The sequence below is a fragment of the Okeania sp. SIO3B5 genome, from assembly GCF_010692555.1.
In the GTDB taxonomy this organism is placed as follows: Bacteria; Cyanobacteriota; Cyanobacteriia; order Cyanobacteriales; family Microcoleaceae; genus Okeania.
In genome coordinates, this window is record NZ_JAAHHG010000025.1 from 24,671 (window position 1) to 49,330 (window position 24,660).

Genomic DNA, 24,660 nt, shown 5'->3' on the forward strand with positions numbered 1-24,660 from the left:
ATCCATAATATCATCCATTACTGAACCAGACTCCTCTATTTTACTAATATCATTTGATTGGCTTTTTTTGACCTAATAGATTCACTATAGTTATAGTTTTCTACTCCAATTTTTTTATTTCTGCTATTTTGTGAAGTTAGATTTTTTTATTTATTTTTGTTTATTTTTTTATCAAAATGTTAAAAATAAAAGTTGATTTATGGGATGTAAAGAAAAATAAAATTATCGATCCCTAATAGTTAAACTCCATATGTAAAGTGATTGATCCATATATATTCTGGATATTTTCGTATTTATGAGGATTTTGTTTCTCCATTCATATTTGATTAATTCCCAATAGAATTGCAAGATAGGCTCTGAAAAATTCTTTAGTTACAGAAAGTAAAAAATTGTGTTTTTTCAGTTGAAAAGGTTATTATTGAAGAAAGATAAATATTTAATAACTAAAATAAAATGAAAGTAAAACAGAAAAATGTCGAATCAGATGTTAGAATATTAAATAGTTTGTGTTTAAGCAAAAATTGTCCAATTCAGTTTGTGTTGGGAATATTGGGGAGTAAGTGGTCAGTGTTGATTTTGCAAGAGTTACTGAGGGGCGATCGCCGGACTCACGAATTATTAGAAGCACTACCGGGAATTAGCTCGAAAACTCTGACGTTAAGACTGAGGCAATTAGAACAGTATGGTTTGTTAGCAAGGCGGGTATTTCCGGAAGTGCCTCCCCATGTTGAATATTCTCTGACGGATAAAGGGTTAGAAGTTCAACCAGTGATGATGGCTCTCCAGCAGTTGGGAGAACAATGGTTGGAAAGTGAAAAATAGTAGTTTTGTGGTGGAGGTGCTTGAAAGCATTATATTGGCTGAATTTTTGTTGGTGTGAGTTGAGTGTATAATTTAGTTGTGAGTAGAGTTATCAAAACTTTGTCAGCTCGTAGTAGGGCTTGAGCAACTGAAATATCTATCTGGCGGGCTAAAGCCCTACTACAAACAAATCCAAATCATCTCGATTAACTATAGCAGTCGCCACCATAGTTAGGATATCGGGTAATTATTATGATTCATGACGCGAGCAAGATGCTCGCACTAATTTTCCTAACCAACCTGACAGTTGCTATATCTTCATTAGACATCTGCAGAAAAGAGGGAACAGGGAATATCGGTTTTAGAAGGGGGGAGTTTCACAACTCCTGTACATCGCCCTACGGACGGTTCCCCCTGCCTGACGCCTCCGAAGATGTCATATCATGTCCGGTAGCATCGGAGCGTGTATAAAATTAAGGTGACACTCTTGAGAAAACCTTCTGCCTCCTGCCTCCTGCCTCCTGCCTTCCTTCCACCAAAGTCTAACTATTCAACCGGACATGATATCAATTAAACCAGTGCCATATCATTGGTATCTATGGCCGCTAAAACTGGATCTTGACGATCGCGCTCGGCAGTTTCAATGGTTCTTGAACCTGTTGTGATATTATCCTCAATCATATTATTATCAGATGTAGTTAACTCTTGAACTTCAATTTCACGGATAGAAGCTAAGTCATCTCCAGCAAGTAGAAACTCATCTGTATTGTCTGAGGGTGAGTCTGACTCACCATTAAGTAGTTCGTCATCTATTTCTGTAGATACTTCTTCACCAGTTAGAGCATCAGTTTTCTCTTCCTTGGGTGAGTTGGAAGCGATCGCTTCTTCTGTCACAGAATTATCTGACTCATCAGTTTCTGGAGACTCAGAAGTAATATCATCCTCCTCTTGCGTCACAACATCATCAGTTTCTGAAGACTCAGACTCAGAAGTAATATCATCCTCTTGTGCCACAACATCATCAGTTTCTGGAGACTCAGACTCAGAAGTAATATCATCCTCTTGTTCCACAACATCATCAGTTTCTGAAGACTCAGACTCAGAAGTAATATTTTCCTCTTGTACCGCAACATCATCAGTTTCTAAAGACTCAGACTCAGAAGTAATATTTTCCTCTTGTACCGCAACATCATCAGTTTCTGAAGACTCAGACTCAGAAGTAATATTTTCCTCTTGTGCGGCAACATCATCAGTTTCTGAAGACTCAGACTCAGAAGTAATATTCTCCTCTTGTACCGCAACATCATCAGTTTCTGAAGACTCAGACTCAGAAGTAATATTCTCCTCTTGTGCGGCAACATCATCAGTTTCTGGAGACTCAGACTCAGAAGTAATATTTTCCTCTTGTGCGGCAACATCATCAGTTTCTGAAGACTCAGACTCAGAAGTAATATTTTCCTCTTGTGCGGCAACATCATCAGTTTCTGAAGACTCAGACTCAGAAGTAATATTTTCCTCTTGTGCGGCAACATCATCAGTTTCTGGAGACTCAGACACAGAAGTAATATTCTCCTCTTGTGCCACAACATCATCAGTTTCTGGAGACTCAGACTCAGAAGTAATATTCTCCTGTTGTGCCACAACATCATCAGTTTCTGAAGACTCAGACTCAGAAGTAATATCCTCCTGTTGTGCCAAAGTTCCCAACTCTGCCTCCTCATCGCTACTAAAAGGGAAGAAATAAAAACCAGTCAACTCATCAGCTTTCACACCCTCCACAAAAGCAAGTTGTTCCCCACTATCCAAAACACTAATCACAGTATTATCACTCGACTCCGTTTCCTCAGCTATTTCCAACTCCTCAAAAGTCAAATCTATTAACTCAAAGAAATCATCATCCACCTGGAAATTATAAATCGAATCATACCCAGCATTCTGCTGCAAAACAAACGTATCACTACCACTGCCTCCATATAACTCATCATCACCTTCCCCACCTTCGAGAATATTATCACCCTCATTGCCATGTAACTCATCGTTACCCTCACCACCTTCTAACAAGTCATTACCTGCACCAGCACTTAACTCATCATCACCATCCCCACCAAGAATATAATCATCTCCATCTTCACCTTCAATAACATCATCACCCTCTTCACCATCAAGTAAGTCGTTACCTGCATTACCATTAATACTGTCGCTACCAGCACCTCCGTAAGCTTGGTCATCACCTTCACCTGCTGTCAGCTCATCATCGCCTTCCCCACCTTCAAGATAGTCGTGACCAACTCCTGCATCTAAAGTATCATTCCCTGCTTCACCGTAGAGTTGGTCTTCCCCTTCACCTGCCGTTAGCTCATCATCACCATCCCCACCTTCGAGGTTGTCATCACCATCCCCACTATCAAGAGTATCATTACCATCCTCGCCAGAAAGTAAGTCGTTACCTTGACCTCCATCTAATTCGTCATCACCCTCTCCACCATAAAGGTTGTCGTCACCTTCTTCTCCAGAAAGGATATCTTTGCCTTCTTGACCATAGAGTTGGTCCTTACCTTCACCTCCTGCTAATTCGTCATCGCCCTCACCTCCTTCGAGGTAGTCGTTACCTTCACCTCCTGTCTGAGTATCGTTACCTTCTTGACCGTAAAGTTGGTCTTCGTCTGCTCCACCGTCTAATTCATCATCGCCTTCACCACCTTCGAGGTAGTCATCGCCTTCTTTGCCTAATAATACATCTGCTTCTTCTCCTCCTTCGAGTATGTCTTCCCCTTCTCCTCCATCTAGGTAGTCTTGACCAGACTGACCTAACAGATGGTCGTCTCCTGCTTCACCTTTGAGTCGGTCGTCTCCTTCTCCTCCATCTAGGTAGTCTTCTCCTTCTCCTCCATCTAGGCGATCGCCTCCTTCTTCTCCATACATAAAGTCGTCACCTTCTCCACCGTCGAGTATGTCTTGACCAGTACCTCCTTCTAGGATGTCGTCTCCTTCACGACCATAAAGGCGGTCATTGTCTTCATTACCTTGGAGTTCGTCGTTGCCTGCTCCTCCGTCTAGGTAGTCGCGACCTGTGTTTCCTTTTAATTCGTCGTCTCCATCTTCTCCATAGAGGCGGTCTTTGCCTTCATTACCTTCAAGTGTGTCGTTTCCTGCTTCACCATTGAGGTAGTCGTTTCCTTCGTTGCCATAGAGGCGATCGCTGTTACCTCCTCCCCAGAGGTTGTCGTTGCCTTCTCCTCCTTTGAGCAAGTCTTTGTCTATTTGGCCGAACAGTTCGTCGTTTCCTGCACCACCTTCAAGGGTATCTTTGTCCAAACCACCTTTGAGGAGGTCGTTGCCTTCTCCACCAGAAAGTTTGTCATTTCCTTGGTTGCCGTAGATGTTGTCGTTTCCTTCTCCTCCGTCTAGCTGGTCGTTGCCCGATCGCCCTTCTAATAGGTCGTCATCGCTTCCTCCAGAAAGGCTATCTTGGCCTTCCATGCCGTAGAGTTGATCGTCCCCTGCTTCTCCTTCGAGGTTGTCGTCTCCTTCTCCACCGTCTAGTTGGTCGTTGCCTTCTCCTCCTTTGAGGTTGTCGTCGCCTGTTTCCCCTTCTAGGTTATCGTTGCCCTCTCCACCGTCTAATTCATCGTCCCCTGTTCCTCCTTTGAGGTTATCGTTGCCTGCTCCTCCTTCTAGGGTATCTTTACCTGTTTGACCGTGGAGGTTGTCGTTGCCTTCTCCTCCGTCTAGTTGGTCGTGGTCTTGGCCACCTTTGAGGAGGTCGTTGCCTTCTTGACCTTCTAGGGTGTCGTTGCCGTCTTGACCGTAGAGGCGATCGCTTCCTTCTCCTCCGTCTATGAGGTCGTTTCCATCTTTAGCTTTGATCAGGTCGTTTCCACCTAAACCGCTGATGATGTTGTTTTGGTTGTCGCCGATGAGTAGGTCTTCGTATTCTGAACCTTCGAGGTTTTCGATGTTGGTGAGGGTGTCTTGTTCGGAGTCTCCTGCCCAACCTTGGCCTTCTTGGAGGCTGACGTGGACTCGACTTTCGGAGGTGAAGTAGGAGGCGGTGTCGTTGTCGTTGCCTCCATCTAGTTTGTCTGGATCTTTGCCTCCGACAATGAAGTCGTTACCGTCTTCGCCTTTGATATCGTCTGTTCCTTCTTCGCCGAAGATAATGTCTTCTCCGTCTCGTGCTTCTATGATGTCGTTTCCTGTTCCACTGTGAATGATGTTATCTACTTCGTCCCCTGTAATGGTGTCGTCGAAGTCGGAACCGATGACGTTTTCTGTGTTTAATATTTCGTCTGTGCCTCCGGAACCGTCGTTTGCTTGGTTTTGTTCGAGGTTGACGTTTACTTTGTCTGGGTCTCGACGATAGGAGGCGGTGTCGTTGTCGTCACCTCCGTCTAAGGTGTCGTCTCCAGCGTTACCTACCATTATGTCGTTGCCTGCAAGACCATCGATCTGGTTATCTTTTTCGTTGCCTATGAGAACGTCATTGAATTCTGAACCGATGATATTTTCTAGGTTGGTGAGAATATCTGTTGTGTCAAAACCGTCTTGAGCTGTGCCTTTTTCAATGGCAAAGTCTGGTTCGGTGTCGGTGAGAATGGGTTTGTCGGTGACAATGCTTGTGTGTTGTTTGTCGATATTTGCTGCTACTTCAATGGTAACGTCTGGTTCGATATCGGTGGGGATGGAATTTTCACTGGCAATGGTTGCTTGTGGACTGCCTACTGGGTTTTCGTAGCCTTGTTGTTCGTCTATATTTACTACTACTCCATTTGGTGAGTTGTCGTAAATGACTGTATCGTTGTCGCCTCCACCGTCGATGAAGTCGTTTCCTTGTTCTCCTCTTAGGAGGTCGTTATCAGCTTCACCAAACAGTTCGTCGTTACCATCTCGACCATTAACTGTATCGTCTCCACCGCCAGCAGTAACAATATTTTTTTCTTCATCGCCAGTAATTTCGTCGTCAAATTCTGAACCGACGACGTTTTCAATTTTGGAAAGTGTGTCTATGTCTCCCCAACCATCTGTAGCTTCACCATCTTCAAGACTAACATTAACTGAACTCGGGTCTCGACGATAGCTAACAACATTTCCACCGTTTCCGCCATCAATTGTATCGTTTCCAGCGTTACCAATAACAAGATCGTTGCCATTCAGGGCAGTAATTTCGTTATCACTGGAGTTGCCAATAATAACATCATCAAATTCTGAACCGATGACATTTTCAACATTGAAAATCTGGTCTTCACCTGCCAAACTATCTGTTGCCGTAGCAGCATCAATTTGAAAGCTATCTTCTAGGTCGCCAATATCACCGGAATTTTGATAATTTTTGCTGTCATCAAGATTTACAACTACAGCTTGTGTTGCCTCCTGATAATCTATCAAGTCACCTTCTTAAAAACTAGACAAAGCTAGACATTTGCCATCGGTGACTGCAAATGATTTCGTGGCTCACCCGTTTCAATGTGTACTTGCAAAGAAAGTTGATGTTCCGCCCATAAACTATGGGTTAGGATTCCCTCAAGGGCTTTCCTCCACTGAAAAAGTTGAGTCCTCCGGATACGATGTAGTTTAATAAAACTAGCAACTCGCCTCCAATGACTCCAATCATGTTTGTTGACATCCTCTGGTCTCAACAAACATTTGGGGATTTTTTCTGATAATTTTAAAGCTCTACGACCAATCACTAAAGCAGCAGCAGTGCCACTGTTTAGACCGTATTTAGCCATATAATTAATCATTCCAATCACGCTGGTAAAAGCTGGATTGACTTTTATTAATTCAACCCCAAATCTTCTACAACATGACTCTAAAGCTTCTCTAAACATCCCTGTAGACAAGTTAGAAAGCATCGCATTATAAACTTTACTTTCCTCGCTCCGAGCAATGGATTTTTTCTTGGTAAAATCTAAAGACTCAATAGCAATAGCGCACTCAAAAAAATCTGCTAATTTGACAATATGAGCGACAATATTTCTCATAGTTGTTTGTCGAGACCCAGTAGTTTTATTTTTCCACTGGTAAGATATGTCTTCTAAATATTCAATATTTCCATCCCATTTAACATAAGTAACTGAAATTGATTCTGCATTAAAATCAATACCTATACAACCATTTTTTCTAGTATGAACTACTGGAATTTCTTGTATGTAAGTAGCTAAATGTACATACCAATTATCCTGTTTATGCTCCCTGCGAAAAATTTGAATTGTGATTGGTTTAAAATTGTTTATGGCATAATCTAAATCTGTTGCTCTATATCTGCCATCCCTATCTGAAACTGAAAATTCTAACTGTATTTTCTGACCATATTTATCCTGTAATGGTCTCGGTAGTTGAACTTGTAATTGATATAACCCATCCTCTTTTAATGGGAAAACTTTGAGCATAGTTCCACCCCCTGGCTGAGATTTTCCTACACAGAAAAATCTGCCTGAGCGTTTTTTTCTCCAATCTACACTCCATTCCTCTTGGGTTTGATATCCATTTTCTGCTAAATTATGTTGAGCGTTAAATAATTTATGTGAACCAAAACAGATATGTAAACGTTCTGTATTTTTTAACTTCTTTAATTTTCGTTTCAGACTAGCTATTTTCTGAATTTTACTTTTTAATCCTAGCAGTTGATTCTGAAATTTATTTCGGGCTTGTATGTGAGGAAAACCTTTTTTTGTTGCTAACTTTAATGTTTTTTCTAGTTTAGTGATGAGTTTTTTTGTCGCAGTTGTTTTAGCTTGGATTTGTAATTCTAATTTAGTGATATTGTTATTCTTAGCTGTTTTTAATTGGTTTAAACATTGAGTGGCTTCAGTGGCAATTGAATCAGCCCATGCCCATTGGAGGTTAAACCGCTTCATTAGATGCTTTTCTACTTCTGATTCTGACAATTTCTCAGTTTGCATCCAGTTGACAGCAGACCGTTTCCAGGATTCATACAATTTTCCCAGTTCCTCAAAAACAGGATGATATTCAATTTTTGCTTCTATCCCTGTTAAGGAACCGTGAGACTTGGCCATTGCTAACATTGAATTACTTTACTCAAGGTTAGCATGGTTTGTCTAGGAATGTTAATAATATTTGCTATAGCTTTGACTTTTTCTTTTGCATAGTGCCTAGAACCATAAATTCGACATGAAAAACAGTGGATAATAGCTAAATTACCCGGAATTTCTCCTAATGCTTCTTGAATAATAAATTCTAGGGTTTCAATTGTATTTGTTGGATTTTCCGATACTTGTTCTATGATGTCGGCAAAGCGATCGCCATAATCTAGTAAGTCATTAATGCTCAGATTAATTAGAGGAATTTCTTTATTCAGAAGGGGGAAGTCATTTTCATCAGCTAGGTTTCCTAAGAAATCAACTGCTTCAGTTAAGGAAGCTACAACTGTTGAGAAATCTAATTCACTCAAATTATCAGATATATTCTCAAATCCTTCTACAGTAACCTGTGGAGCTGTGGGTTGAATAAGATCCTCAATCTCTACAGTAACACTTGCATTATCACCAATAGGTATATTTAGTGAATTATTAGGAAGAGTAATGTCTTGTAAATTGAGAGAAGCTGTTCCATTAATGTCTTGATTTGTGATAATTTGGTTAATATCATTATCAATGGCATTATATAGTTCATCAATAGTGAGACGACTATCTCCAATTGTTTTACCTAAAGCTAGATTAACAGAAGAATTAACATTAGCTTGACCGTCATTTACCTCTATTTCTAAAAAACCTAAATTAGCTGCAGCTTCAAAATTGCCATTAATATCAATACCTGCTTCTACTGAGGTATTGTCAATAAAAATAGACTCACCAAATGAACGTGTGTCTATTAGTTGACCTTCGATTATACCATCTTTAAATGGGATATCTGCATCTGAATCTGAAGAGTCTGTTGCCAAAATACCAAGAACAAATGCAGCACCTGAACCATTAATTGATTTTACAGTTAATTCTTGTTCTCCACTGGTTTGATCTTCTAAAATAATGCGATTTCTGTTAGGAGTAATATTGGCAATAACCTGACCTGCTGCAGCTGTATTAATAACATTAATAATATCTCCAATTGTATTAGCAGAGTCGAAGTTTACTTCAAAAGTACTACCATCTTGTACTGTAATTTCGATGTCATTTTGACCAACTGCATTAAAGATACCATTACCATTATTCAGGTCATTTAGTTGTGTATTGACATTAAGATCTTGGGTTAATTTATCTAAGTCAACTCCAAAAGTTAAATTGAGTGTACCAGTAGGTATAACTGTTACATTTCCTTCACTATTAATATTACCTAAAGGTTCTAGATCTAGATCGAAATCTAGAGGCAAACTGACAAGTTCAGAACCTTCAAAGGGAGAAAGAGTTAAATCAAAGGTTAGTTCACCACTCGTTTCATCATACTGAGCATTAATATTTGTACCCGGAAGTATTGTTTCTAAAAGATCGGCAAGTTCTTGAACTGATTTAAATAGAAGGGTTTCTTGAGAAACAGTAGAATCAGGATCGTCAGGATCGAGTTGAATATCTTCTTTCTGAATCAACTTGCTGACAAAACTGTTTTCCAAAGCTGTTTCAATATCAAGTAAATTTCCCAAAGTTTGATTATTGATAAAAGGAATTTCAATTCCATAGATATCAGATTGCCGAAGTTGATCTAACCAGGAACCTAGTTGTCGAACAATACCAATAAAGTCTTTAGCCGTAATATTTGTAAAATCTTTCCAGAGTTTCTCATCGGGAAGTTGAATTTGTGGCGCAGTTTCAAAGAAATTTGTTGTTCCATCTCCTAGAGTAATTTCTTGTGATGGAGTAGAACCCAAGACAATATCACCAGACTTTATTTCAACAGGTAAATTTGCCAAAATTGTACCCGTTGATGACAAATTCACTAAATCTTGAATGTTTTGAATTTGTTTTTCTGAATCCGATTCTGCAATCTCTAATTCTGAGAGTGTAATTTTATTTCCGTTGCCACCAGGATCGTTAAAGGTAGCTTCAATTGATGCGTCTAAATCAATTGTACCCTCTTGAATACTTGCACCTAAAAAACCAACATCTAAATCTGCATTTAGGGGAGAATTCGTATTATCAACACTAGCCGTACCTAATAATTTGTTAATATCAATAAAGGAATTTTCTTGATTATTTAGGTCTAAACCAACAGTCGCCGTAAAATCTAAATCGGCTGTCAGATCGATTTGAGTTTCTCCATCAAATCCTAGCTGAAAATCACCTCCATTGAGATTAATTGATTTGGTCTGAGTGGGAGACAAACTTAAATCAAAGGTTAATAAATTCAGTCCTGAATCAAATTGAGCATTATCTATATCTAGATCTGGTAAATCTAGATTATTGAGTTTGTCAATTAGTTCTTCTGTTGTATCACTTTGGTCTTCTGAAAAATAGTCGTTAATTGGCTGAATTAAATTGTTTTCAACTTGATTTCCTAAATCAATTAAATTTCCTAAAGTTGTCTCTAATATTGGTAATGAATCTGCCAGAGTACCAAATTGATTAAGTGTTTCAGTTAATAGTTTTATCTGTTCTAGGGATTTATGAATATTATCAATACCTGTAGTGTCGATTTGAGCCATGATGTTCTCCTTGATTATGATTTTTTTTTGATGAAATAAATAGCCTGAAATGGATAAATATAATACCTATTAACCTACATTATGCACGACAAAACGTAGCATAAAAATATAAGTCAAAAGTCAAAAGTCAAAAGTAAGAAGTAAGAAGTAAGAAGTAAGAAGTAAGAAGAAAATTATAGTGGTCAATAGAAGTCAATAATTCAGCAAGTATTTATGCTTAATATTTAACTGAAAATTTGACTTTTGAGAAGTAATTTATACAGATAAATATTTACCAATAATAGAAGTTGTATACTACTTTTAATGTTACAAATTTACGTGCGAAATGTGGGCATTAAATTCAAAAAAATATAAATTACAAAATCTTTAAATTAAGTTAGTTTTTGATAATAACTTAACAACTAAATCCTGAAATTTATGTATATTTTTTTGCTAAATAAATAGTATGATTAGACCCTGCAAAAGCGCCATTTACACTATTTATATCTGCTGCGAATATAATATCAATCTTTGAAGAACTCTAAATTTTAGACTTCCCACTTTTCTCGCAAATCTTCTGCTTTTTGTCAGCCTAATTCTACTTAATATTAGCAATAAATTGCTACAAGTGGCAATTACTTTCAAGCTATCTTCTAAGCTTAATAATTCTGAGTTCAAAGCAGATGTTTCAGACTGACCTAAAAGCTGAGTTCTTACAATCGTATTATCCATGTTTTTGTTTCTTAGTTTTTAGCTGGATTTAGTTGATTATAGGGAGTCATCCTGATTATTTATGAAAAATTTTCTTTTTTTTTTATAATAATGTTGTTACCCTGTACTATTGTTATACTATACTGTTTTTACCCTTTAATGTTGTTATCCTATGCAGTTTTCACCCTCTACTGTTTTTGCCCTCTACTGTTTTCACCCTCTACTCTATTCATGTAAGTTTGACTAACACAGAACTTACGCAAAGGCACTATTTATAGAGTGCAAGTACTATTGGACAATAGTTTTGAGCGCTATATATAGCGTATATGCGTAAGTCCTATAACAGATGATCTTCTGGCTGAATATCACTTTGATCGACTTTGTAGCCATCTATTGACATACAAAAAACTATGCCAACAGTTAATTTTTGTCATAAGAACTCAAAGGTTTTACTAGAGCGATCGCTAATTATCCAACTTCGATGTCGGCAAGAGGTCTCCCGTTAAAGGCGCGAATTATTTAATTAGGGTTTGCGCTCAAAAGTCTTTTTGTTGAGGTAGGAGTCAGGAGACAACCCACCCCTCGCCCCTCCCCCTCCCAGGAGGGCAGGGCTGTTTTAAAGTATTGTAGATTAAGGATTTATGGAGAACAGGAGATTAGGAGATAGTGGAACAGTGAAATTTGCCAAAATTTGCCTATTTTGAGCGCCAATAAGCGTCTTTAAGCTCTGAGAGGATATTTGGTTTAACGCCGCTTAAAAGCCTCCATCCCCGTGTCTCCGTGTCTCCGTGTCCCCGTGTCTATTGAGAATGAAACAGCCCTGCTCCCAGGAGGGGAAGACAGGAGAAATGGGAATTATATCAAATCCGGTAGCATCGGTGTAATTAGATAGTTAATCTAGGAGTCAGAACTCAGGAGTCAGGAGTCAGGAGAAAAGAGAATTTAGAAAGATTTGCTCTTTAGGTGAAGATGAAAATTGTTTTATACCGACCCCGAGCGGATTTGATATTATAAGAAGATATAGTCGTAAAAATTGTCCCAAGATTGTTCTGCCATAGTTAGCCTAAAATACTAGCTTTTTGAGGGGTTTTTAACTAAAACAGGCGCACTTTTTTCGAGCCTCAAACTACTCAAACCTTATATATATCAATGCTTTTAGATTTAATCAGCAAACCCTAATTATTAATTATTAATTATTAATTATTAATTATTCGGTAATATCATATCCGATTAAATAGTTAAATTTTGGAGAAAGGAAGGCAGGGAACTGAATGCTTAGGATATAAAACTCAAATTATCCGATACCAACTCTACAGGAAAATTTGTCGATACTTAGATTGTTCTGAGAAAAAAGCTTTCTAGTTTTTAAGGATATAAAAAAATGATGGTATAACCTTCCGGAGTTACAACAATAGTTGATAAATTAGTATTGTATAAATCGAAAAAAGGTCCTTAAATAGCCTAAAAAAAATAAAATTTCGGTAAACTGAAATAAATTCACTGTAGATAAACTAGGTAAAAAAGAAACTTTTTTCTTATAATATTATCTAAATAAACAGTAGATAAAAATGCCATTCGGTCAGCTTACCCATATTCATATTGGTAGTTGTTGCCCAACTTGATTCGGCAAGGGGTCTCCCGTGATAATCTCCGATTTAACGGGAGAGAACTTCACATTGGGCATTTCCGTATGAATACTTAGATCCATATATTAGTACTGATGATCGAATTATCCGGAAAGTACTCCTGAATTAGTTAATAGGTGCTTGAAAAGGAGATTTAAATAGCAAGCCTCAGAAATCTGAGACTAACATAGATGAAGAAACAAAAAATGAGTGTTACCCATACTAATCAAGCGGTCTAAGTTAGTTATAGATAACACTACAACTAGGCGTGCAAATTGCTAGTTCTGATAAATCATAACCAGCACTACTTTTAGCTTTTTTATACCAACACTTTAAGGTTGCTAGGTCAGGGATACTCAACACTCCTACACAGAGAAAGTTTCCCAAATCTAAAATCCAAAATAGTAGAACACCAAATCCACAGCCGTCATTTCTTTCCCATTTATTCATAATCAAAAGCAAATATCGGGAGTTTTGGCGGAGTAAATTCAGTAGAAGGATGAAAAATAAGTGACACAGGAATTTCATATTTCAATTACTCCCCTGGGAGAAGACGAATACTTTGTTAGAACAGAAAAAGTGCCTGTTGGTGTTGAACTGGCAGAAGAAATTGTCGAATGGCCTGTAGAACGATGGCTGGCCCAAGCACGTCAACTATTTCGCAATCCATTAATCGATCTCCTAGAAGGACAGTCCAATTCTCAGGTAGTAATTCCCAGTCAGATTGTGGCCAGGTCTGGGGAAGTAGTAAGTCCAGGCTTAGTGGCATTAGGCCAAGAAATGTATCAAGAGCTATTCAAAAACACCCTGGAATATAGTTTGACTTCTGCTCAAGCAATAGCTCATTACTCAGGAGAAATATTACAGCTACGTCTGGGGACTAAAGACAGACGTATATCCAGTTTGCCTTGGGAGGTACTCCATGCAGGCGATCGCCCCCTTGCCACTGGTACTGATGTAATTTTCTCTCGTTATCAACCTAATACTTCCTTACCTAAACAAACCCGGACACGAACTCCAGAAGAACCATTAAAAATCTTAATGGCGATCGCCGCTCCTAGCGATAAAGATAGTCTGCAACTAGAAAAAGAATACGAGGCGTTGCAACAAGAGCTACAAATAAATAGTGGAGAAACTCAGATCCACCTAGATATTCTCAGGCAACCCGGACGAGAACAACTTACTCAACGTTTAGAGCAAGGTAAATATCAAGTTTTCCACTATGCAGGTCATAGCAACTGGGGTATTTCCGGCGGTGAAATATCTCTGGTCAGCAATACAACAGGGTTAACAGAAAGTCTCAGTGGTCGAGATTTAGCAGGGTTGTTAGTTAACAATGGTATTCAGATGGCGGTCTTCAACTCATGTCGAGGCGCTTACAACCAATCAGTTAACGATACTGGTGATGAAGTAGCGCTCAACTTAGCAGAAGCGCTAGTTAAACGAGGTATTCCGGGAGTGCTAGCAATGGCAGAACGCATTCCAGATGAGGTTTCTCTGAGCTTGACACGGCTTTTTTATCGAAATCTCAATCAAGGTTATCCAATAGACTTAAGTTTGAGTCGGGCACGACAAGGATTAATTTCTGCTTACAGTTCCCATGAACTTTATTGGGCATTACCTGTTGTTTACCTACATTCAGAGTTTGATGGTCGTCTGATTCAAAAATCCGACAACTTGGCAAATGAAATTGTTAAACCTTTTGAGGAATTTGTTGAGGAAAAAGTTGCATCACCAGAGTCGCCAGAAGATTCTACTCGTGTAGAACCAAATATCGATCTGGAGAATATTGAGGAATTTCCTACTGAACCTCAAACAGATAATTTTAATTGGCAGACTACAGATAATCAAGACCAGGTAAAGACTCTCCAAGAGTTATTGCAAGAAAGAGAAATAACAGAACAACTCAGGAATAAAAGCAATGAAAAACAAGAAGAAATAGTAACACAAACTCAGTCAGTATCAACTACACCAAAGCCTCATAAATTTTCCTGGAAAAAAACATTAGTATCTGCAGCATCATTAGTAATGTTAGCTTTTGGTACTAATATAATTACTTTCAATAAACTGTCACCAGGGAATGCTCAATTGCTTCCTAAAGCCCCAGATCCAGGGATTAATTATGACTATAACAGGGTTCGACTTGTTAATGTTAATGAAAAAGTTAGTAGCATTGAAGAAGCACAGATACTGGCAATTAGACAGTTTAAGCAAAATGATATTCAGGCTGGAAAGTTGGTGGTAGAAACATTATTAGAAGGAGGAAAATTAGAAAAAGCAGGAGAAGCAATCGCTTCTGTACCTACTCAACTCAATGACCATCCAGAAATCAATTTTCTTAAAGGTAGATTAGCTTGGGAAATCTTCCAAGATGGAAATCAAAATAACTTCATAGATGAAGCTATAAGTTATTGGGAAAAAGCTGCTGTAAAAAGTCCAGAAAATATTCAATATCAAAATGCTTTAGGCTTTGCTTATTACACTAAAGGAGATATTGAAAAAGCTTATGGAGCTTGGTTAAAAGTATTGCATTTATCAGGAGAAATACCCCTAGAAATGGAAAAAGTCCGTCCTGTTTCTAATAGCGTTCGGAGAAATTTATCTGTCAATAAGAGAGGAGCTATGAATGCTTATGCAGGCTTAGGATTAATTAAACTAAAATCCGCTAAAAATTTACAGAAAACTCCTGACCAAGCTTTAAAATATGCTAGTAAAGTTATGAGAGAAGCTGGCAAAGAGTTTCATATCCAACAATTGCAAAAAAATTGGTTGTGGTCTCCCACTGCTCGTCAAGATTGGGATTTATTATTGAGACTTCGATATCAGAAACAACCTGTTGAACAGGATAAGCACTTTGAAGATATTGCTTAGTAATAAATTGTAAGCATTCAGCCGTCAGCTAGCCTCCTATCGGAGGAACTACGTTATCAGCAATCAGCTATTGTTTTTAGTTTTAAATAAAAGCTTTACTAATTGAGGCAGAATTTATACTTAATTATAAAAGCTGGCTAAAACAGTCTATATTTATTCAAACCCTCTCATGAGAGCTGACAGCTGACAGCTAATAGCTGAATGCTTACTAACGGTTTATTTTTAAATTGGCTAATAACTAATTTAAAAAATAGTCGGAATACAAGAGCGAGCAGCCGGAAAAATAATAAAGGAGGAGTTATATCATGTCCGAATAATTAGTGATAAAAAAAACTTGTTTCTCCTTATATAATAGTTTTCATAAGGCGTGAAGTACATCAATTATTCCCCTAAATCTCCCTTAAAAAGGGCAGGGCTGTTTCATTCTCGATAGACACGGGGACGCGGGGACACACCAGACACGGGGATAGAGGCTTTTAAGCGACGTTAAACCAAATATTCTCTCAGAGCTTAAAGGCGCTTATTTGCCGATTTTTCAGCAAATTTTGGCAAATTTCACTATTCCACTATTCCTTTATCTTCCGTTCTCTCGCTCATCGTTAATCTACAATACTTTGAAACAGCCCTGCCTTAAAAAGGGGGACTTCCAGTTCCCCCCTTAATCCCCCTCCCGTCCCCCTTGGGAAGGGGGAAGCCAGAGGATGCTGCGCTTTTTGTTAAACGGGGGTTAGGGGGGATCTCCTGAGTCCTCTCTCGTTATTTATAACTATTCAACCGGACATCGTATTAGGAGAAGGGGAAAATTCAAATTTTTATTTTCTACTCTCTTTGTAAGCATTCAGCCATCAGCTATTAGCTAGCCTCCTATGGGAGGAACTGCGTTAACAGCTATTAATTTTGGGGAAGGTAAAAATAATTGAGAAATTGAGACATAATAAAAGTTACTGTGAAAGTCTCCTTCCTAAACCTGAGAAGTAATGAATAATTACTAATTGCTGTTAACGTAGTTCCTCCGGAGGAGGCTAGCTGACTCCTCATAGCTGAATGTTTACCTCTCTTTTAACTCCTGCACCAAAAGTTGATAATTATAAAAGATATTAAAATGACACAAAAATCTGAAAACACTATTATTTTTTTTAACTCAGTTCCCGGTAGAATAGTCACACATCTAATTGCTGTTTTATTAACTCTAGGTGGTGTTTGGTTATTTCAAAATCGACCAATATTTTCTTCAAAAACTATATCTATAACTCCTGATCCAATTAACCTGGCAAGATATAATAAAGAACAACCAATTAATTATAGTGCTAATACTATAGAAGCAGACAAAAAATTAGCTATTGAACAATTTAGTAAAAGTGATATTCAAGCCGGAAAAAAAGCTGTAGAATCTTTATTGAATCGAGGTGCTTTTAGAGAGGCAAAAGAAGCACTTAATATTGTGTTAAAAACAGGTGGCAATGAGCAAAATATTGACCCAGATATACTTTTTTTACAAGGTCGATTAGTTTGGGAATGGGCGCAATATGGAAATAGAAACTATACTGTAGATGAAGCTATATATTACTGGGAAAAAGCAGTCGCTAAACTCCCTGATTCTATTCCATATCAGAATGCTATAGGTTTTGCTTACTATACTAAAGGAGACCTGAGAAAAGCTTATGATTCTTGGTTAAAAGTCTTAAAATTATCAGGAGAAATTGCACCAGACGCACAAATACTGCGTAATATTTCAACCGAAGCTTTGCCAACTCCAGAAGTTGAACAAAAAGATGCTATTAATGCCTATGCAGGTATTGGGTTAGTAATGATGAAATCTGCTCAAACTCATCAAGGAAATGAGCAAAGAGAACGCTGGTTGAGAGCTTTACAATATCGGACAAAAGTAATGAAAGAAGCTGCAATAGAATATCATATTCCCCAGCTTAGACAAAACTGGTTATGGTCACGAGAAGCACTACGAGATTGGGATTTTCTAATGAGAACAGATTGGAATATATTGCAGAAACCGAGTAATTAGGGTCTGCTGAAAAAATTGGTTGGTGGGGGTAAGACACGGGGACGCGGAGACGCGGGGACGGGTCGATTTGTGGGAGAACAGGCAACGGTTTCGGCCATTTTATGTGAAGAAATTTTCTTTCAGCAGAAAATGTCAGTATTTTGAGACAAATAAGAGCCATAAACGTAGGATATCAACTGAATATAAAAAGCTCCATTACCGAAAAATTGTGGTTTAAAGCCTCCCCTTTTAAGGGGATAATAAAGAAAAATTTTCATGAATTTGTCAATCCTCTTCTTTTCAAGGAGAGGTAATTATTCATTATTAATTATTCATTATTCATTGTTGAACCTAGCTATCCTGACTTTTAGCTTTATTCAGCAAACCCTAATTAATATAGTAGGGAGTAGGGGGAAATACAGCATATTTTGGGCAAATGATGTACAGGATAAATGGTGAAAACATTGTAGTGCGGGCATCTTGCCCGCTTCAGGGTGTACCTCATAGAGTCACAAAGTGCTGTAGTTTATCGGAAGAACTTAAATATATAAACTCAGAAAAAATTAACAAAATTAGCATCAACTACCATCATAAAAACTTTTGATTTCTATCCATTCTTTCTCAGATAAAGGTTCTGTAATTAGCTGAATTTTAAAACATACCATAGCTGCTCTAACTAATGCTTCAATAATCTGATTAATCATAACTTCTCTCCTATCGGCAGGAGAGAAAATAGATGTAAAAATATCAGAAACTCCGGGAGAAGGTTGAGAGTTAAAAACATAACTAAAAAGTTCAACATCAGGTGTTAAAATCATAGAACCATGTTGTAATATTCCCTTACCTTTTCTCAATTGGGCACTACCGATTAATTTTCCACCATTGGGTAATATTAAATCTGCACCAGTAGAAGTGCCAAAACAGTTAGGGTTGTGGATATAACCTCTTCCTGCATTACCATAAACTAAGTCAACACCAAGCGATCGCCACCCCAGTATTAAAAATTCACAAATAGCCTGATAAGACTCAATGCGACTGCCAGGAAAACCAGAAGTTATTACACTATAAGTTAAATCTCCCTGATGCAAAACCGCTCTCCCACCAGTAGGACGACGGACAATATCTATCGGTTGGCCTTGCCAAGTCAGGTTTTGCCAATATTCAGGATAACGTCGTTGATGATAACCTAAAGAAATGGCTACAGGTTGCCAGGTATAAAAGCGGAGAGTTGGTGGAATATTTCCTTGGAGATGTTGGTGTAGCAACCATTCATCTATTGCCATTTGTAACTTTCCGGTTGTTGTTAGTAAAGGAATAAGTCGCCAAAACATGATTTCAAGAATTTAGAATTAAGAATTTAGAATTAAGAATTACCTCTTTTTATAAATAAGAGGAACTAAAATAGAATTGCTATATACTCATCGTCTTATATCATGTCCGGTTGAATAGTTACACTTTGGAGGAGGTAAGGCAGCGGGAGCTGGAGGCAGGAGGCAGAAGCGGTGCGAACCCGCGTCGGCGTCAGACGCAAGGGAATGCGCACTCCTGTGAGGAAAGAAAAGGTTAGAAGGGAAAAGGTTTTTTTATCACTGATTATCCGGACATGATATTACCGAATAATTAAGGTTTAAAGCCTCTCCTTTAAAGGAGAAACAAGAAAATATTTTCCTTTTATTCAATCCTCTTCCTTTTAGGGAGAGGTAATTATCAATTATCAATTATCCATTATCCATTATCCATTATTGAAAGCACTTTTTAGGAAGCGTGAGATACAGTTTTTCTCTACTCCCTAAAGTCCTAAAATTTTGTACCTCATCAACTCCAAAACTGCTGTAAAATATTTTTGTAACCCATAAAAATCCTCTAGAAACCTTCCATATCTCAAGTCAAATATCCGATCAACCTGTAATCAATGTTTTTTTCACCTCTACCTCTAGGTCAAAAATTAGAATTATTACCAAATCATGTTCATATTTGGAATACAAATCTAAAATTACCTCTATCTGCCATTGATAAATTATCAAAAATATTATCCTCAGACGAGATAGATAGAGCCAACAAATTTTATTTTGAACGAGATAAAAATCGTTTTATTATTGCCAGAGGAACACTCAGAAAAATCCTTAGCAATTACTTAAATATTGAACCTAAAAATTTACAATTTACTTATAGCGAACGAGGCAAACCCTATTTACCAGATACATCTATATTATTTAATTTATCTCACTCTCAAGATTTAGCTTTATATGCTATTACCACAGTTAATTCAATTGGTATTGACTTAGAATATATTCGCCCAATGAGTGATGCTGAAGGTTTGGCAAAACGTTTCTTTACTGTTCAAGAATACAACCTTATTAGTCAGCTTCCTCCTCAACAACAGCAAGAAACTTTTTTCAAAATATGGACTTGTAAAGAAGCCTATTTAAAAGCTACTGGAGATGGGTTAGCAGGGGGGTTGGAAAAAGTAGAAGTTTGTTTAAAACCCGAACAACCAGTACAGTTTATGAGTATTAATGGAGATTTTCAAGAAGCTTCCCGTTGGTATTTATATCAGTTTATTCCTGAATCTAATTATATTGGTGCTGTAGTAGTGGCAGGGACAAATCAAAACTTGAGTTTTTGGCAAATAGTTTAATTAGGGCTTGCTGATTAAATCTAAAAGCATTTACAGATCAAGGTTTTAGCTTTTTTATAGTCGAATTGCAGTGCGCCTGTTTCAGTCTAAAACACTCAAAAAGTTAGTATTTTAGGCGCATAGTTGGGCAGAAAAATCATTCTTACAATTCTTACTCCTACCTCATCTAAATTCCTATTTCTCCTGTCTCCTGTCTCCTGTCTCCTGTCTCCTACCCTCACCCATAAGACTTTTTCAGCAACCCCTAATTACAGCATTTTGCGACTCTATGAGGTACACCAATCGCGGGCAAGATGCTCGCACTACAATATTTTTACCTAAATAACACGGGAGCATGAAAGCCATCGTCTTTTAAGCGATGGATGAAAGGCGAGGAGTCGGATTTTAATCTTCGGTATTTTATTTGACCAAAAAGCCACATTGAAGGCCCCCGTGTTTGAACCGGGGATGAAAAGAACCGAGTTGTTTATACTAGACAACTAAAGTGGTCCTATGCTATTATTACTCAGGGGTAAGCCATCCAACCCTCGTTTCAAATGTACTGTTGTCAGCAAGTTTTAGTAGGTAAAAATCCTGAATTAATTGCTATTTTAACATTCTTATGTGAACAGTCTCACAAGCTCACTAACATGGGAATATATTATGGCAGACAATTATATTTTAAGTCTCACAAAACTCTAGGTAAATATGACTTGGAAAAGGTCTACAAAAAGAACAACCACTATAAAGTTTTATATTCGCTCTTCAGCACAACAAATATTGAGAACTGTAGCTGAATCATTTAGGTCTTATTATGGTCTTATAATTGCCTATAGTGAAGGAAAAATCTCAGAAAGACCAATGATTCCTAACTATAGAAAAAAAGGGGGAATGGCTACAGTTAGTTACCCTTTTCAAGCATTAAAGCTTAAAAGTAATCAAATTAGAGTACCACTAGGTAATACTTGTAAGCGTTGGTTTGGTCTAGATTGCTTTTATATTCATAAGCCGAGTAATCTAAATTTTGCTTCTCTTAAAGAACTGAGAATATTACCGAGAAATAGATGTTTTTACTATGAATTTGTCTATGAAAAAGAAGTAGTAGTTAAACCTCAATTAAATCAAGACAATGTATTAGGAATTGACCATGGTGTAAATAATTGGTTGACCTGTGTATCGAATGTGGGTACAAGCGCGGGTTATAGATGGTAAACACCCACCCCTTTGGTTCCCCTCCCGGGAGGGGATAGGGGTGGGTTGGTACAACAAACAGGTATCAACTATTAAGGAAAATAAACCGACTGGATTTTGGTCAAATAGGCTAGCTTCTATTACAGAAAAACGTAACCGCCAAATCCGATTTGGGTATTAACAAAGCAGCCAGAATAGTAATTAACCATTGCGCACAAAAATTCTATTGGTACAATAGTATTTGGTTGGAATAAAGGTCAGAAAAATCAAATAGAATTAGGAAAAAAAAGTAATTCAGAATTTGTACCAATTCCTACAGCTAGACTCAAAGAAAGAATAGCTCAATTATGTGATGAGTATGGAATTATATTTATAGAAACAGAAAGATTGTTATACAAGTATTGCTTCGTTTTTAGATGGTGACTATCTGCCTATTTATGGTGAAAAACCCGATGATTGGAAACCATCACCGAAAAGAATAAAGCGTGGTTTGTATAAAGCACGTAATAATTGGTTAATTAATGCAGACTGTAATGGAGCTGCAAATATAATTGCAAAAGTAAGCAGAAAGCTAGGGTTAAACTTAAGCCGACTGTGTAGGGGCACTTTGACTTGCCCCCAGAGAGTGTATCTTTGGTCAGCTAAGAAGAAACGGAGCAACACGGATTTATCCTGTTGCGCAGTATCTGCTTAGAATCCCCTCGGCAACAGCTGCGGGGAGTAGTCAATATTAATCTTGTACATCATATCAAATCCGTTTAATTCGGTATAAAAAAATATTCCATCTTTACCCAAAGCAGAAAGAATTCTGAGTTCTCTTCCCTTCTGAATTCAGAATTCAGGATTCAGAATTCTGAATTCAGAATTCAGAATTCTACCTCCTCTTTTTTCTAGTTTATCTGATTCGGTTGTATTAACATTGTAGGTTGAGTGGCAGTAGTTAAGTCAAAACTATATTGCCCTATATTGAATGAAACTGAATATTTAGGGCTGAGTCACTGAAAATGACATAATTAATAGTAAATATTACTCTGTAATCTATAATTTTAATTTTAAACCTATGAAAGAAATAGCACCTTATGGCTCTTGGAAATCTCCCATCACTGCTGATTTGATTGTGGCAGGGACAATTGGACTTAGCAGTCTTGCCATTGATGGTGACGATGTTTACTGGATTGAAGGACGACCCTCAGAAGGTGGACGGAATGTAATTGTCCGTCACACTCCAGATGGACAGACAACTGACATAACTCCCTCACCTTTTAATGTCCGTACCAGAGTCCATGAATACGGAGGTGGTGCGTTTTTGGTGACAGATGGCACGATTTATTTTTCTAATTTTGCTGACCAACGTCTCTACTGCCAAACCCCAGATACAGCTCCTCAACCTTTAACTCCAGATGCAAACTGCCGTTATGCTGATGCTGTGATGGATAAACAGCGCGATCGCCTAATTTGTATTCAGGAAGATCATACCAAAGGTGGAGAAGCTATAAATAGGATAGTTAGCATCAATATCAAAAATGAGGCAGATATTCAGATATTAGTCGAGGGTAATGATTTTTATGCCTCGCCACGTCTGAGCCCAGATGGCGAGCGACTTTGTTGGATAAGTTGGAATCATCCTAATATGCCTTGGGATGGTACTGAGTTATGGGTAGCTAAGATTAATGCAAATGGTTTATTAGGTGAAACTCAATTAGTTGCAGGTGGCAAAGAAGAATCAATTTTTCAACCAGAATGGTCGCCAGAAGGAATCTTATATTTTGTTAGCGATCGCTCTAAATGGTGGAATATTTATCGGGTTTCAGGAACTGAAATGGTAAATATAGAGCCATTATATCCTTTAAATGCAGAGTTTGGAATGCCACAATGGGTATTTGGAATGTCTACTTATGGTTTTACAGCAGCAAACAAAATTATTTGCACTTTTACTCAAAATGGAACTTGGCATTTAGCAACTCTTAATACTACGAAAAAACATCTACAGGAAATAGAAATACCCTATACTTCTATGGGTTCTTTGAAAGCCAAAGGAGAGCGAGTTTATTTTCTGGGAAGTTCTCCGACAAAAAACACTGAAATTGTCAATATAAATCTATCTACAGGTGCTATTGATATCTTAAAACGTTCTACAGATTTAGAGATTAATTCAGGTTATTTATCTATTCCTCAATCAATAGAATTTCCTACTGAAAATGGGAATACTGCTTATGGTTTATTTTACCTACCAACTAATCAAGATTACACAGAAATAACATCAGAAAAACCACCTCTTTTAGTCAAAAGTCATGGTGGCCCTACGGCAGCAACTTCTAGTAGTTTAAGCTTAAAAATTCAATATTGGACAAGTCGTGGTTTTGCTCTACTTGATGTTAATTATGGAGGCAGTACTGGCTATGGACGAGAGTATCAGCAAAGACTAAAAGATAACTGGGGAATTGTTGATGTTGATGACTGTGTTAATGGCGCTCAATATTTAGCTAAAAAGGGTTTAGTTGATAGTAATCGTATGGCTATTTCTGGTGGTAGTGCAGGAGGTTATACTACTTTATGCGCGTTAACTTTTAAGGATGTTTTTAAGGCTGGTGCTAGTTATTATGGAGTTAGCGATCTAGAGGCTTTAGCTACAGATACTCATAAATTTGAATCTCGTTATTTAGATGGATTGATTGGGCCTTATCCTGAAACCAAAGATATATACAAACAGCGATCGCCTATTAATTTTACTGAGCTTTTGTCTTGTCCTGTAATTTTTTTCCAAGGTTTAGAAGATAAAATTGTGCCACCAAATCAAGCAGAAACAATGTTAGAAGCTTTAAAGCAAAAAGGAATACCAGTGGCTTATGTTGCCTTTCCAGAAGAACAGCATGGGTTTCGTCGTTCAGAGAATATTAAACGGGCTTTAGATGGGGAATTTTATTTTTACTCCCGTGTATTTGGATTTACACCTGCTGAAAATTTAGAGGAGATAGAAATAATTAATAATTAATAATTAATAATTAATAATTAGGGCTTGCTGAATAAATATCAAAGCTTTTACATATAAAGGTTTTAGCCTTTTTAGATCTTGAAAAAGTATGTGGTTTTCAGCTCTGTTATGCTCAAAAAGTTAGGATTTTGGGCGCATAGTTCGGCAAAAAAAATACTCCCCTACTCCCCTACTCCCCTTTTCCCCTCCTGGGAGGGGGAGGGGCGAGGGGTGGGTCCCCTACTCCTTAAAAAAGACTTTTTCAGCAAACCCTAATTAGGGTTTACTAAATAAAGTTTTTTT

The 24,660-nt window shown here is 37.7% G+C and carries 11 protein-coding genes; 6 read left to right on the forward strand and 5 right to left on the reverse strand.

Features of this window, described 5'->3' with window-relative positions:
* The first annotated feature begins 453 nt into the window (after window positions 1-453).
* Entirely contained in the window at window positions 454-822 is a 369-nt protein-coding gene (locus tag F6K54_RS05925) for a helix-turn-helix domain-containing protein (protein WP_293075580.1), read from the forward strand.
* 549 nt (window positions 823-1,371) lie between these two features.
* On the opposite strand, the gene F6K54_RS05930 is transcribed toward F6K54_RS05925, so the two are convergent.
* The 4 genes from F6K54_RS05930 to F6K54_RS05945 form a co-directional block, all read right to left on the reverse strand.
* Window positions 1,372-6,186, reverse strand: coding sequence for a hypothetical protein (locus F6K54_RS05930; RefSeq protein WP_293075582.1), 4,815 nt, complete (start codon window positions 6,184-6,186; stop codon window positions 1,372-1,374).
* 26 nt (window positions 6,187-6,212) lie between these two features.
* Window positions 6,213-7,817, reverse strand: coding sequence for an IS200/IS605 family accessory protein TnpB-related protein (locus F6K54_RS05935; protein ID WP_293075584.1), 1,605 nt, complete (start codon window positions 7,815-7,817; stop codon window positions 6,213-6,215).
* A 2-nt stretch (window positions 7,818-7,819) separates the two neighbouring features.
* Window positions 7,820-10,393 (reverse strand): hypothetical protein, encoded by a 2,574-nt coding sequence (locus F6K54_RS05940; protein WP_293075586.1) that lies wholly within the window; start codon window positions 10,391-10,393, stop codon window positions 7,820-7,822.
* Window positions 10,394-12,948: 2,555 nt separating this feature from the next.
* Window positions 12,949-13,158, reverse strand: coding sequence for a hypothetical protein (locus tag F6K54_RS05945; RefSeq protein ID WP_293075588.1), 210 nt, complete (start codon window positions 13,156-13,158; stop codon window positions 12,949-12,951).
* A 60-nt stretch (window positions 13,159-13,218) separates the two neighbouring features.
* Between F6K54_RS05945 and F6K54_RS05950 the strand changes: the two genes are divergently transcribed.
* On the forward strand, window positions 13,219-15,579 hold the full coding sequence (locus F6K54_RS05950) for a CHAT domain-containing protein (protein WP_293075589.1): 2,361 nt from the start codon (window positions 13,219-13,221) through the stop codon (window positions 15,577-15,579).
* A gap of 1,102 nt (window positions 15,580-16,681) precedes the next feature.
* Complete coding sequence (locus F6K54_RS05955) at window positions 16,682-17,599, forward strand: hypothetical protein (RefSeq protein WP_293075591.1); 918 nt, start codon at window positions 16,682-16,684, stop codon at window positions 17,597-17,599.
* 557 nt (window positions 17,600-18,156) lie between these two features.
* Here the strand turns inward: F6K54_RS05955 and F6K54_RS05960 are convergent.
* On the reverse strand, window positions 18,157-18,909 hold the full coding sequence (locus tag F6K54_RS05960; protein ID WP_293075593.1) for a lipoate--protein ligase family protein: 753 nt from the start codon (window positions 18,907-18,909) through the stop codon (window positions 18,157-18,159).
* Between the two features lie 581 nt (window positions 18,910-19,490).
* Here F6K54_RS05960 and F6K54_RS05965 point away from each other — a divergent pair.
* The 3 genes from F6K54_RS05965 to F6K54_RS05975 all read left to right on the forward strand — a co-directional run bounded on the left by F6K54_RS05965 (window position 19,491) and on the right by F6K54_RS05975 (window position 24,378).
* Window positions 19,491-20,216: a 4'-phosphopantetheinyl transferase superfamily protein gene (locus tag F6K54_RS05965; RefSeq protein WP_293075595.1), complete on the forward strand. Its 726-nt coding sequence runs from the start codon at window positions 19,491-19,493 to the stop codon at window positions 20,214-20,216.
* Between the two features lie 687 nt (window positions 20,217-20,903).
* Complete coding sequence (locus F6K54_RS05970) at window positions 20,904-21,407, forward strand: hypothetical protein (protein WP_293075597.1); 504 nt, start codon at window positions 20,904-20,906, stop codon at window positions 21,405-21,407.
* Between the two features lie 1,039 nt (window positions 21,408-22,446).
* Window positions 22,447-24,378: a S9 family peptidase gene (locus tag F6K54_RS05975; protein WP_293075599.1), complete on the forward strand. Its 1,932-nt coding sequence runs from the start codon at window positions 22,447-22,449 to the stop codon at window positions 24,376-24,378.
* Window positions 24,379-24,660: the final 282 nt, after the last annotated feature.